Raw genomic sequence first — 12419 nt, 5'->3', positions numbered from 1 at the left:
GATGGCGGGGCGCGGGGGAGTTCAGGCCGCCTTGCGGATCTCCAACAGGTCGGGGATCGGGGCGAGTTCCTCGAGCAGTTGGCTCATGGCGCCGTCCAGCTTCTGGTGCGTGGACACGGGAAGCCTGTCGACCGGCGTCCAGTTCCCGTCCTTGTGACGGGCGGAGAGCACCAGCTGCTCGGTGCGCCGCATCCAACTGTCCACCGCTGTGGGGACCTTGGGGTCGCGCTTGTCGATCAGCGGGCGCAGCAGGCCGAGGAGCTCCCGGGTGCCCTTGATATTGGCGTCGGCGGTGGCCAGGGTCGTGCCGCTGCCGTAGTCGGTGGCGCCGGTCAGCTCATGCTGGAGGGTGCCCTCCAGGATTTCGTGGGTGCGCAGCGGCAGGTCGCCCGGGTCGAAGTCCTGGCGGGGAAAGTCCTTCTGCAAGGCGGCGACGTCGGTGGTGAGCCGTCGGGCGGCCTTGGTGAGGGAGGCGGCCGACTCGCCGTGCCACAGGCCGTACTCGACGCGGTGGAATCCGGTGAAGCCGGCGTCCTGCACCCCGTGGGGCAGCCCGGCCGTCGTTCCGTTGATCTTCGCGTCGAAGTCACCGAACGTGCCGTAGGCGGCGCCGAGCGAGGCGTACTCCACGTGCGCGGGCAGCCAGTCCTCGCGGGCTCGGCCGAGCCGGTCGGCCTTGATGTCGTGCTGCAGGGTCCGGGTGCCGGCCAGCAGAACGGCCAGTCCCCTTTGCACGTAGGCGCGGTAGGAGGCCAGCGGCGCGGCGAGATCCTTCTCGGTCACGGGCAGTACGGCCGTGTCCGTGCCGTGGCCGGAGACCCGTACCGCGGCTGAGGTGACGGCCCTGCCGTCGGCCGGCACGCAACGCCAGGCGTAGCTGCCGCCGCCGATCGTGGCGATCAGCGCGCGGGTGGTGCCGGGCGCGATGCCCTCGGCCTCGCCGTAGACGGCCGCCGTGGCCGGGTCGATCAGGTACGCCTCGACCGTGGTCCTTCCGGTGTTGCGCACCTGGAAGTACCGGCGTCCCGGCTCGGGTGCGGTGAAGCCCTTGCCGCAGTCCGCGGGGGAGACCGTGATCGTGGCGGCGGAGGCGGGCTCGGCGTCATCGAGCGACACCAGCACACCCGCCAGCAGGGAGGGAACGGCGAGGGCGGCGACCGGGACCACCCAGCGGGGAACGCGCGGACCTGCGGCGGGTTCGGGGGCGGGGGTCGGCGGAGTCGTCACCGCGGCGGGCGCGTCCGCACCGCGCACACCGCGGACGAACAGCGCCATCACCACGGCGAGATACGCGCCGTAGGCCAAGACCTGAAGCCACGTCATCTGCGGCGTCAGGTTGAGCGTGCCGCTGAGCAAGGTGGTGTACCAGGAGCCGGAGTCGATGCTCCCCGACAGGTCGAAGGCGTACGTCGTCGAGCCCGGCAGGACGCCGCCCTCCTGCAGGTCGCGCAGCCCGTAGCCGAGCACCCCGGCCGCGATCACGATGAGCGCGGCACCGGTGACGGTGAAGAACCGGGTCAGGTTGAGGTGCAGCACCCGTCGGTACAGGGCCCAGCACACGACGGCGGCCAGCAGCAGCCCCGCCCCCGCACCGACGAGCGGCCCGGCGGACTCCCCGGCCGCCTGCCCCGTGGTCCACAGGAACAGCGCGGTCTCCAGCCCCTCGCGTCCGACGGCGAGGAACGAGGTGAGGATCAACACGCCCGCACCGGTGCCCAGGGCGGCGGTGACCTTGTCCTTGATCTCGCCGGAGAAACTCCGCGCCGACCGGCGCATCCAGAACACCATCGCGGTGACGAAGGCGACCGCGACCACGCTGAGCACACCGCCGAACGCCTCCTGCGCCTGCCCGGACAGGCCGGCCGAGGTGAACGTCAGCACCGCCCCGAACCCCATCGACACGCCCACCGCGGCGAGCACCCCGGTCCAGACGTGGGGCAGCCGGGAGCGGTGACCGGAGCGGACGAGGGTGGCCACCAGAACCGAAACGATCAGACCGGCTTCCAGGCCCTCACGCAGGCCGATCAGGAAGCTCGGGAGCGCGTTGTCCCACACCGGGGAACTCCTCTCGGGCACGCCCGGCACGGTCGCCTTCCGGCCCGGGCTGGCTGAGTGTAGGCAAACCTAAGTTGTTGTGACGACGGTGCACCGAGGGGATTTCGCGGCACCCGGGGCGAGGTGGTCTGCCAAATGAGCTGCTCGGGAGGGGAGTTGGGGGACGGGTAAGAGTCCGGTGGGAAGCTGGCATGTACCGCCCGTACTCATGCATTTCGGGCGCTGCTCGTCGTCTTCGGGTCATGGGCCTGTCCCAGGAGGTCCTGGGGCCGCTCGCGTAACCGCGTCACCCACGCTCGGGCACTCGGACGGTCGATCCAGCTGTACTGTCGACGCCGCAGCGCGCACAGCTGATCCTCAGGGGACTATTACCGTCAAAGTGTCGACAGAGTACGGGAGATGATGAACCATCAGCGATGCGCAGGGACACGCGACGCCATCACCCTCAGGAGCCGTCATGACCGCGACTGCCCCCGGCACCAGCAGAAGAACCCTCCTTACCCTCCTCGCCCTCACAGGTGCGACCGGTCTCCTACGACCGACCCGCGCCGCCGCCACAGCCACCGTCTTGGTCGCAGGCCAGGAGCTGGCCGCGATCGCCGCCAATCCGTCCTTCGTCTTCGCCACCGACCTCGCCGGCACGGCGGGCTCCGGCGAGGCCTCGCCCATCGACACCGCCTACTGGCTCGGTGTCCACGAGGTCACCAACGCCCAGTACCTGGAGTTCATCACCGACTCCGGCCAGGCCGCCCCCTCCTACTGGGACAGCGGCACCTACCCCGAGGGCAAGGCCGACCACCCCGTACTGATCGTCTCCCTCGACGCCGCCACCGCCTACTGTGCCTGGCTCAACGCGCAGGCGGACGCCGACGGCTGGACCTTCCGTCTGCCCACAGAAGCCGAATGGGAGAACGCGGCCTCCGGGCCGGACGCCCTCACCTACCCCTGGGGCGACGAGGCCGGGACCACCTACTCGGACCTCGTCCTGACCAGCAATTACAACTACATGGCGGTCTGCGCCGTCTACGAACTCGCCGAACACGGCGACGAGTCGGCCACCTACACCGCCACCGGCTCCGACCTGTACGGGCAGAGTTTCCCGATCTCCGAGATCCTCTCCATCGGCGGCACCGGAACGGTGGCCGGCTGGAACGTCACCGCGAGCCGCACCGGCTTCATCTACACCGACGTCTACGACGCCCTGACCGCCACCGGCGGCGACACCACCCCCGTCACCACCTACCCCGGCGGGGTCAGCGCCGACGGCGTCCGGGACCTGTGCGGCAACTGCTGGGAGTGGACCACCTCCGTCATCACCGCCACCCACGGCGGCGAGATGGGCCAACAGGTCAACGCCATCCGCGGCGGCTCCTGGTACGCCAACCTCAACAGCTGCACCGCCGTCTACCGCGGTGAGGGCCGGAACCCCTCGGGTGGCTACCCGACCGTCGGCTTCCGCGTCGCCGCCACGGCGGTGTGACGACCTGACCGACCGACTGACGGCTTCGTATCCGCCTACCAAAGTCGGACGGACAGCGACGATCGACCGACGCGCGCACCGCTCCTCCCGCTCGACGATGAAGACCCGACGAGCGGGAGGAACAGGCGCATGGCGGAGGTACGGGCTGGTGCGGAACGCGGGTGGCGGCGGTGGACCAGGGCCGGGCTGATCGTCTCGACGGTGCTGGCGGCGGCCTGGGCGGTGCCACCCACCGCCTCGGCGGCCGGTGACCGTCAGGAGCTGTACGTGGCGCCCTGGGGGAACGACACCTGGCCGGGCACGATCGAGCGCCCCTTCGCGACCCCGGCCCGCGCCCAGCAGGCGGTGCGGGACAGGACGGCCGGGATGACCTCGGACATCGTGGTGAACCTGCGCGGCGGCACGTACCGGCTGGCCGCCCCGCTGCGGATGGCGGGCGGTGACTCCGGCCGGGGCGGCCATCGCGTGGTCTACCAGGCGTACGGCTTCGGGACGTCGTACGAGGAACAAGTGACGCTCAGCGGCGGCCGGCCGGTCACCGGATGGCGGCCCGATCCGGGCCGTGACGGGGTCTGGCGGGCGGACGTCGGTGATCTCGACACGCGTCAGCTCTACGTGGACGGCAGGCGGGCCGCGCGGGCGAGCCTGGGCTCGGGACTGCCCGGAAAGGTGAAGGCGACCGCCGGCGGTTACACCACCACCAGCAGGATTCCTCTGTCGTGGGACAACCCTTCCGATCTCGAACTCCTCTACCGCTTCGACTACGTCGAGGGCCGCTGCGGTGTCGCGGGAGTCTCCCGCGGCCCGGGGAACCGGACCACGATCACGATGGACCAGCCCTGCTGGAAACTGGCCCGCGACCTGTACGGCAAGGAGTCGCTGGGCGCGCCGACCGAGGTCGAGAACTCCCCGGACTTCCTGCAACGGCCCGGGAGTTGGTATCTCGACCGTTCCCGGGCCGGTCACCATGAGCTGCTCTACCGGCCCACGCCCGGTCAGGACATGCGCCGTACGCCGGTGGTGGCGCCCGAGCTGGAGACCTTGCTCGGCGGGACCGGTGTGCACGACATCGCCTTCCGGGGGCTGACGTTCGCCGACGCGACCTGGCTCGCGCCGAACGAGCCCGCCGGGTTCGTCGCCGCCTGGAGCATGTACATGCGGCGGGGGAAGGGCGGCGAGATGACAGCGCTCACGGTGCCCGGGAACGTCGCCTTCCGGACCGCCGAGCGCATCACCTTCCAGGGCAACCGGTTCACCCGTCTCGGAGCCCAGGGACTGGAGTTCTCCGCGAACAGCTCGCACAACACGGTCGACGGCAACGTCTTCACCGACATCTCGGACGGTGGCGTCGTCCTGGGGGTCCTGCCGCCCGACGCGTCGGGGACCAACCGCGGCAACCGGATCACCGACAACTGGATCCACCACATCGCGGCCGAGTACCACGCGGCCTCCGGCATCTGGGACGCCGGATCCCAGGACACGCTGATCGGGCACAACCAGGTCGACCACGTGCCCTACACCGGCATCCTCTCCGGCCCCAGCGAGGACCTGCGCGGCCTCATGCACCGCAACCGCATCGTCGGCAACAGGGTCTTCGCGACGAACCGGCTGCTGGTCGACGGCGGCGGGATCTACCTCCGCGGCGAGCAGGGCACGTCGTACGCGGATGGTGCGGTCGTCAGCGGCAACGCGGTCACCGACAGCCGGTACGGGATCTGGAACGTCGGCATCTACACCGACGACGGCAGCAAGTGGATCACCGTGCGCCGCAACGTCGTCCACAACTACCGTGCCTCGATCGGCGGTTGCAGCGAGGAATGGGGCAACCGTCCTGTGCGGAACGTCCGTTACCACGGCAACTTCTGGGACGACGCGGTGCCCGACTGGCTGGCGCGACGGGACTACCCCGGAGCCTGGCCGCCGGCCCCGGACTGCGGCAACCCGCACGACCTCGAGTTCAAGGCCAACACACTCCTGCCCCCTGCCCACCCCGCCGCAGCCTGCGCTGCCCGCTCCACCTGTGCCGGGATCCTGGACCGGGCCGGCCCGAGGGCGGCCCGGTGGGGCAGCGCCATGGCGCGGTGACCGTGGTCACCGCGCCACAGGTGCGGTTCCTGTCGCCGTTATCCGGGAGCCACGGCGCGGCCGGTCTGCGGGGAGATCATCCCGGCACACAGGCCGCGACCGGCCAACCCCTGCGCGATACGCGGGATCGCGGCGAGGGAGTTGGCGGACCAGTCGTGCATGAGGATGATCTGGCCGCCGGTGAGCCGGGCAGCGGCCGCCACGATCGCGTCGGTGCTCGCGCCGTTCCAGTCCTGCGAGTCGACGTCCCAGATGATCTGGGTCAGACCGTACTTGGCCGCGACGGCCTGCACCGTCGAGTTGGTCTCGCCGTACGGCGGCCGGAACAGCTTCGGAGTGCCGCCGCCCGCGCCCGCGACGGCCTGCTGGGTCCGGGAGATCTCCGAGTCGATCACCGACTGGCTCTGCTGGGTCAGGTGCGGGTGGGTGTAGCTGTGGTTGCCGACCCACATGCCGGCGTCGACCTGGGCCTTGACCTGGGCCGGGTAGGCGGCGGCGTACTGGCCCTGGTTGAACATCGTGGCCCGCAGCCCGTTCTGCTTGAGCGCGTTGAGCAGGGCCGGTGTGTTGCCGGAGGGGCCGTCGTCGAAGGTGAGCCCGACGTACCCGTTGCAGGCGGCGGCCTGCGCGGGGGCGGCGGCGTCGACGACGGTGAGGGTGCCCGCGGCCGCCATCGAGACGACGGCCAGTCTTGCGATCCGGGAGCGTAAGTTCATCGTCAGCCCACCGTGATGTTGGAGTTGCCGCTGCTCTGGTAGCCCTCGGTCGCGAGGATCATGTAGTAGCTGAAGCTGCCGAGGGGCATCCCGGCGCGGGCCCAGGCGTCGAAGTGGTTGCCGGAGGTGATGGTTCCCCCCGTGCGCTTCGACTGGCGGACGCTCCAGTACTGGTTGAAGGTCCTCGTGCCTTCGACGGACGGGGCGTTGTACCGCGTCGTCTGGTAGATGTCGTACGTACCGCCGTCGCTGGTGACCGTGCCCTTGTAGGTTCCCGTGGGCCGGTAGGTGCCCCAGTTGTCGACGACGTAGTACTCGACGAGTGGGTTCGACGTCCATCCGTAGAGCGTCAGGTAGGCGTTGCCGGACGGGTTGAAGGTGCCCGAGTAGGTCACGGTCCTGCGGCTGCCGTTGCTCCAGCCCTTGCCGGCGACGAAGTTGCCGGTGTTGCTCCATGAGGTGCGGTAGTTGCCACCGGAGCTCAGGGTCATGGAGACCGTTCCGGGCGCGTCGGTCCAGAACGAGTAGTAGTAGCCGTTGTCGGTGCCGGTCTGGTTCGTGGTGATGACCGTGTCCGCGTGGGCGGTGCCGGGCAGGGCCATCGTGGCCGCGGCGGCCAGCGCGGTGGTGCCGACACCGCTGACGAAGGTCCTGCGGCTCATGAAGTGTGCGGGTGCGGGTGCGTCGTTCATGTGCGTGCTTCCTCCTTCTTGAGGCGACGGCGAACAGTTTTGGGATGGCCCTGTCAACTGTCAACTGTTTCGACAATGATCCCGAAACATTCGAAATGTTGCGAGCTTGCCTGGCGGGCATTTTGCCAGGTCATCGGTCACTTATGGTCAGGCGGAACAGTGGTGATCGTTAATGCTGGCCGTCGTGAGATCAATAAGTTGATCTGAAATCTCGAATGTTTCGAAGAGTTTCCGTTTTGAATGGGCGGAGCGTCGCCCGAGTTGCCGGTCGATCGGGGGCGTGCCGTCATGGAGGGGCGTGTCCGTGCGCGGAGTCCGGGAGTGTGTTCATGGTCAGTGTGTCGACGCCCACCGACAACAGAGCGACCCCCGACGGCGGTGACCGGCCGACGGCCGCGGCCTGGCGCAACCTGGTGATGGCCACGCTCGGCTTCACGCTCACGTTCTGGGCGTGGAGTCTGGTCGCGCCGCTGGCCGCCGACTTCGACGACAAGCTGCACATGAGCTCGTTCGCCCAGTCCCTCCTGGTCGCCGTCCCGGTGCTGGTCGGCTCCCTGGGTCGGGTACCGGTCGGCGCGCTCACCGACCGCTACGGTGCGCGGCTGATGTTCCCGCTGATCACCGCCCTGACGATCGTGCCGGTGCTGCTGCTGATCCCGGCCCACTCCTCCTACGTGGCGCTGATCGTCGTGGGCTTCGTCCTCGGTCTCGGCGGCACGACCTTCGCCATCGGTGTCCCGCTGGTCAACGCCTGGTTCCCACCCGCCCACCGAGGTGCCGCGCTCGGCGTCTTCGGTATGGGTATGGGCGGGGTCGCCCTGTCGGGCTACTTCACTCCCCGGCTGTACCGGCACAGCGAGAGCCTGCCCTTCCTCGTCCTGGCCGTCGCCCTCGCCGTCTACGTGGTGCTCGCGGCCCTGCTCATCAACGACCGGCCGGGGCGGCCCGTCCCGGCCACCCCGCTCACCACCCGGCTCGCCCAGGCCGGACGGCTGCGGGTGACCTGGGAGCTGTCCGCCCTGTACGCGATCGGGTTCGGCGGCATCGTCGCGTTCGGCGTCTACCTGCCCACGTATCTGAAGACCTGGTACGAGCTCGACGCCACCGACGCGGGCACCAGGGCGGCCGGATTCGCCGTGGTCACCGTGGTGTTCCGGCCGATCGGTGGCTGGCTGTCGGACCGCGTCCACCCGGCCGTGGTCACCTCCTGGGCCCTGGGTGCGGTGGCCGTCCTGGGCGTCGTCCAGGCCTTCGATCCGGCCTTGATGCCGGGCGCCACGATCTGCCTGCTGGTCATGGCGGCCGCCCTCGGCGCCACCAGCGGCGCGGTGTTCGCCCTGGTCGCTCGCGTCACCCCGCAGCCACAGGTCGGCAGCGTGACCGGCATCGTCGGCGCGATGGGCGGGCTCGGCGGATTCGTGCCCCCGCTGGTCATGGGCGCCGTCTACAGCGCCAAGGACTCCTATTCCATCGGCTTCATGCTCCTGTCGAACCTCGCGCTGGCCGGCTGCGTCTATGCCTACGGTCGTATGCGCAGCACCGAACGGCCACCGTCGAACCGCTGACCCAGGGGCGACCTGCCCACGTCTCCGCTGCGCGATCCGTTGGTCGTGGCGCTCCCCGTCGACCATCCGTCGGCCACTGGGTCGGCCGCCGCCACCGGGCTGCGCCGGAAGCAGTTGCGTGACGACTCATGGGTGACGATCGTGGCCGCCACGGCGCCCGGTGCCAGTCGGCCGGGCCGCGAGGGAAGCCGGATTCAACCCCCCCGGGGTGCGCTTCGAGTCGGAGTCCTGATACATCGTGAGTGAGGCTGAGCCCCACCTCTTCACAGCACCCGCACAGAGTCCGCCATATGCTTTAAGTTTCAAATGCTACGGTCCACTCGTTCCCCCCCCACACCAGGCACAGGAGACCCGTTGTGCAAGACGGCAACGTAGTGGTGATCGGCGGCGGCTACGCGGGTGTTCGTCTCGCGAAGCGGCTGGACGCGACGGCGCGCGTCACGCTGGTGGACCGCAAGGAGGTCTTCTTCCATCGCATCGCCTCCCTGCGCGCCGGTGTGCGCCCGGACTGGTCGGTGACACCCGTCATCCCTTACGACCGGCTGCTGCGCAACGGCCGGGTGGCCGTGGGCAAGGTGGTCCGCGTCGACACCGCCGAGCGGCAGGTCGTCCTGGCCACGGGCGAGCGGCTCCCGTACGACGTGGTGGTGATCGCCACCGGCGCCGACTACCCCGAACCGGCCCGCTTCTCCGGCACCACCGCCGAGGAGGCCGTCAAGTCGTTCTCCGCGCACCAGCGGAAGATCGCCACCGCCGGTCACGTCCTGGTCGTCGGCGGCGGCCCGTCCGGCGTCGAGCTCAGCGCCGAGATCCGCCTGGCCCGGCCGGACGCCAGGGTCACACTCGCCCACTCCGGACCGGCGCTGCTCCACTCCACCGGGAGCGCGCGAGCCGGGCGCAAGGCGCGTGCCTGGCTGGAGTCCCACGACGTGGAGGTACGACTCGACGCGTTCATGTCTCCCGGGAACGACTTCGGCACCTACCGCGACGCCCACGGCCGCATGGTCGACGCCGACCTCTCCTTCTGGGCGACGGGCACCACGCCCAACACGCTCTGGCTGCGGCTGGGCGGGCACGGCGACTGGCTGAACCCGGCCGGGCACGTCAAGGTCGACCGGACGCTCCGGGTCGGGGGACACCCGGACGTGTTCGCGGTCGGCGACGTCAACGACGCGACCGAACTGAAGATCACCCCTGCCGCACTCGCCCAGGCGGACCTCGCGGCCTGGAACATCCGTGGCTACCTGCAGAACTCCGGCAGACACCGCAAGGAGCCCCGCTTCTACCGGCCGATCCACCGCACCCCGCTCATCGTGCCGTTCGGCCCGGCCGACGGCGTGACCATGGTGCCCGTGCCGGGCGGCGAGACCGCGGTCCTCGGCGGCCGCACCACCACCCTCGCCAAGGCGAAGACCCTCATGACGCCCTACATGAGGCGCCAGCTCGGGTACACGGCGGCCTGACGCCGACCGCACCGCTCAGGGAACGTCGGCCACCGAGAAGATCCCCGGCCCGCTGACCCCGTACAGCACGCCGCCCGCCAGCAGCGGCGGCACCGAGCTCGGTGTCAGTTCCTCGAAGGAGCGGCCCTGCGTGTCGAAGGACGGGGAGGTACGGCCGATCTCCTTGCCGGTGCCCGGATCGAGAGCCAGGATGCTGGTGTCCGGCATCGTGACGTACAACCGGCCCTCGTGGAAGGCCGGTTCGCTGAAGACGCGCAGCTCGCGGGAGCTGGTCCACAGCGGCTTCCCGCGTTCGACGTCGAGGGCGAGCAGGGTCTCGTTGCCGTAGTCGAAGATGTACATGGTGTCGCCGTGCACCAGCGGCGGCGCCTCCGGCTCGACGCTCCAGGGGAAGTCGATGCGGCGGGTCTTCCCACTGCCGAGGTCCTGGACGAAGAAGGCCGCGGAGACCCCGGTGTCGTCCTCCCAGCGCGCGTAGTACGCCGTGCCGTCGTGGACCGTGGCCAGCCACAGGTCACCCTTCGGCGCCTCGACACTGCCCAGCGTCCGGCCGGTGCGTGCGTCGAGGCGGGCGATTCCGCCGGAGCCGCCGCGCAGATCGGCGTAGAGGGTCCCCTCGGGCCCTTCGTAGAAGGGGCTCGATGAGGTGGCGGTCAGCTCGCGCCGCCACAACTCCTCACCCGTGCGCGGCTCGTACGCCGCATAGCGCGCGGTGTCGGAAGTCCCGAGCTCGTCCAGCCGTACGACCAGCACCCCGCCGAGGTGGTCGAACTCGCCCAGTGGACCCCGCAGGCGCCACAGCCGCTTCCCGGTCCTGCCGTCGAAGGCGTCCACTCCCTCGGAGCGGTCCGCGCTGTTGACGAACACCAACCCCTCGTGGACGACGGGCTCGCGCAGCGAGAAACTGCTGACCTGCTTCCGGCTCATGGACTTCGTCCAGTCCACATTGCCCGTCGCGGGGTTCAGCCGCATCAGGGCGACCTGCTCGGAGGAGCAGAAGACGCCGAGCGCGTCCGGTGTGCACGCCGGGCCGAAGGACATCGCCTCGTCCTCGTCCGGCTCCAGCGCATTGTGCCACGGCTTCCAGCCGGCCGGCGTCGCGCCACGGGGCGTGGCCTGCGATCCGGCTTGGTCGGCCTGGTCGACCGTGCTCGCCGGGTCGTCGTTCACCACGGTGACCGAGGCCGCCCCGGCCACGACGAGGAGGGTCGCGCCGGCGAGGGCGGCCCACAGTCTGCTTGTGCTTCTACGGCGCTTCGGTTCGGACGGCGGCGTCGCCGGTTCCGACAGCACGGTCACCGGGACCCGGGACGGCTGTTCGGTGTTGGTGCGCTCCTCGTCGGGCAGTTCCTCCGGCAGTCCCGCCAGTCTCTCCAGCACCTCGCCCGACGTCGGACGGTCCGCCGGTTCCTTCGCGAGGCAGGACGACACCAACGGCCGTAGCGGCTCGGGCAGTCCGCCCAGCACGGGCTCACCGTGCACGGTGTTGTACGCGGCGAGATAGGCGTTCTCCGCCTCGAAGGGGCTGTGCCCGGTGGCCGCGTACACGAGGACCGCGCCCAGTGAGAAGACGTCCACGGCGGGGCCGACCTCGTGGGGGCGGCTGAACTGTTCCGGTGCCATGAACGGCGGCGAGCCCATCACCATGCCGGTCTGGGTGCGGACGTCACTGTCGGCCGCGCGGGAGATGCCGAAGTCGATGACGCGGACCGCCCCGTCGTCGCCCTCCAGCAGAAGTACGTTGCTCGGCTTGAGGTCGCGGTGCACGACCTCCGCGCGGTGGATCTCGCGCAGCGCCTCGGCGAGTTCGGTGCCGAGACGGCGCAGTGCGTGCCAGTCCAGGGGGCCGGCCTCGTCGACCCGCTCGGCGAGGGTGCGGCCCGGGACGAACGCGGTTGCCATCCACGGCCGTTCCGCTTCCGGGTCGGCGTCCACGACCGGTGCGGTGAAGGCACCGCTGACCCGGCGCGCGGCCACGATCTCCTGCCGGAACCTGGCCCGGAACTCGGCGTTGTCCGCATACCTCGTGTGGACGACCTTGACGGCGACGACCCGTCCCGAGGCCGACCTGCCGAGGTAGACGACGCCCATGCCGCCGGTACCGATCCGCGATTCGATCCGATAGCCGCCGACGGACCGCGGATCGTTCTCGCGCAGGGTCACCGTGTCTCCTTCACCAGTTCTGGCCTGGACGGTTCCGGGCCGGACACTTTTGGCAGGGACCGCTCACTCTAGTGTCCGGTCGCCCGGGTCCGTGGGGGTTGGGAACTGCTGGGGTGTGGCTGGGTGGGAGTGTGTTCTGGCATGTGTGGGTGAGCGTGGAGGGTCCCGGCGGGCGGCTGGGTGCTGTCGTCCCGGGAGGT

8 protein-coding genes are annotated in these 12419 nt (G+C 70.2%); 4 read left to right on the top strand and 4 right to left on the bottom strand.

Features of this window, described 5'->3' with window-relative positions; genetic code table 11:
- Nucleotides 1-21: 21 nt before the first annotated feature.
- Nucleotides 22-2055, bottom strand: coding sequence for an iron uptake transporter permease EfeU (gene efeU / locus IG08_RS0144465; RefSeq protein WP_030617446.1), 2034 nt, complete (start codon nt 2053-2055; stop codon nt 22-24).
- 457 nt (nt 2056-2512) lie between these two features.
- Here efeU and IG08_RS0144460 point away from each other — a divergent pair, with 457 nt between their 5' ends.
- Together IG08_RS0144460 and IG08_RS54990 are read left to right on the top strand one after the other, a co-directional pair.
- Nucleotides 2513-3535 carry a formylglycine-generating enzyme family protein gene (locus IG08_RS0144460; protein ID WP_030617440.1) on the top strand — a complete coding sequence of 341 codons (1023 nt, stop codon included), beginning with the start codon at nt 2513-2515 and terminating at the stop codon, nt 3533-3535.
- 129 nt (nt 3536-3664) lie between these two features.
- Nucleotides 3665-5620: a right-handed parallel beta-helix repeat-containing protein gene (locus IG08_RS54990; RefSeq protein ID WP_106981138.1), complete on the top strand. Its 1956-nt coding sequence runs from the start codon at nt 3665-3667 to the stop codon at nt 5618-5620.
- Nucleotides 5621-5658: 38 nt separating this feature from the next.
- Here the strand turns inward: IG08_RS54990 and IG08_RS0144450 are convergent, their stop codons facing one another.
- Nucleotides 5659-6336, bottom strand: a complete 678-nt coding sequence (locus IG08_RS0144450; protein WP_030617433.1) for a polysaccharide deacetylase family protein — start codon at nt 6334-6336, stop codon at nt 5659-5661.
- 2 nt (nt 6337-6338) lie between these two features.
- A complete protein-coding gene (locus tag IG08_RS0144445) occupies nt 6339-7028 on the bottom strand; it encodes a glycoside hydrolase family 11 protein (RefSeq protein ID WP_030617430.1) in 690 nt (229 codons plus the stop codon).
- Nucleotides 7029-7357: 329 nt separating this feature from the next.
- Between IG08_RS0144445 and IG08_RS0144440 the strand changes: the two genes are divergently transcribed.
- Both IG08_RS0144440 and IG08_RS0144435 read left to right on the top strand, forming a co-directional pair.
- On the top strand, nt 7358-8593 hold the full coding sequence (locus IG08_RS0144440) for a nitrate/nitrite transporter (protein WP_030617428.1): 1236 nt from the start codon (nt 7358-7360) through the stop codon (nt 8591-8593).
- 356 nt (nt 8594-8949) lie between these two features.
- Entirely contained in the window at nt 8950-10056 is a 1107-nt protein-coding gene (locus tag IG08_RS0144435) for an NAD(P)/FAD-dependent oxidoreductase (protein WP_030617425.1), read from the top strand.
- 15 nt (nt 10057-10071) lie between these two features.
- On the opposite strand, the gene IG08_RS0144430 is transcribed toward IG08_RS0144435, so the two are convergent.
- Nucleotides 10072-12219 carry a protein kinase domain-containing protein gene (locus IG08_RS0144430; RefSeq protein ID WP_030617422.1) on the bottom strand — a complete coding sequence of 716 codons (2148 nt, stop codon included), beginning with the start codon at nt 12217-12219 and terminating at the stop codon, nt 10072-10074.
- Nucleotides 12220-12419 lie beyond the last annotated feature (200 nt).

Source organism: Streptomyces fulvoviolaceus, assembly GCF_000718165.1.
Lineage (GTDB): Bacteria > Actinomycetota > Actinomycetes > Streptomycetales > Streptomycetaceae > Streptomyces > Streptomyces fulvoviolaceus.
Note: the sequence above shows the minus strand (reverse complement) of the source record. Positions and strands in the feature narration are given on the sequence as shown.

Bases quoted from the DNA above. Each gene is read 5' to 3' on its own strand.
- IG08_RS54990 (WP_106981138.1), top strand. From the start codon at position 3,665: ATGGCGGAGGTACGGGCTGGTGCGGAACGCGGGTGGCGGCGGTGGACC.
- IG08_RS0144460 (WP_030617440.1), top strand. From the start codon at position 2,513: ATGACCGCGACTGCCCCCGGCACCAGCAGAAGAACCCTCCTTACCCTC.
- IG08_RS0144445 (WP_030617430.1), bottom strand. From the start codon at position 7,028: ATGAACGACGCACCCGCACCCGCACACTTCATGAGCCGCAGGACCTTC.
- IG08_RS0144440 (WP_030617428.1), top strand. From the start codon at position 7,358: ATGGTCAGTGTGTCGACGCCCACCGACAACAGAGCGACCCCCGACGGC.
- IG08_RS0144450 (WP_030617433.1), bottom strand. From the start codon at position 6,336: ATGAACTTACGCTCCCGGATCGCAAGACTGGCCGTCGTCTCGATGGCG.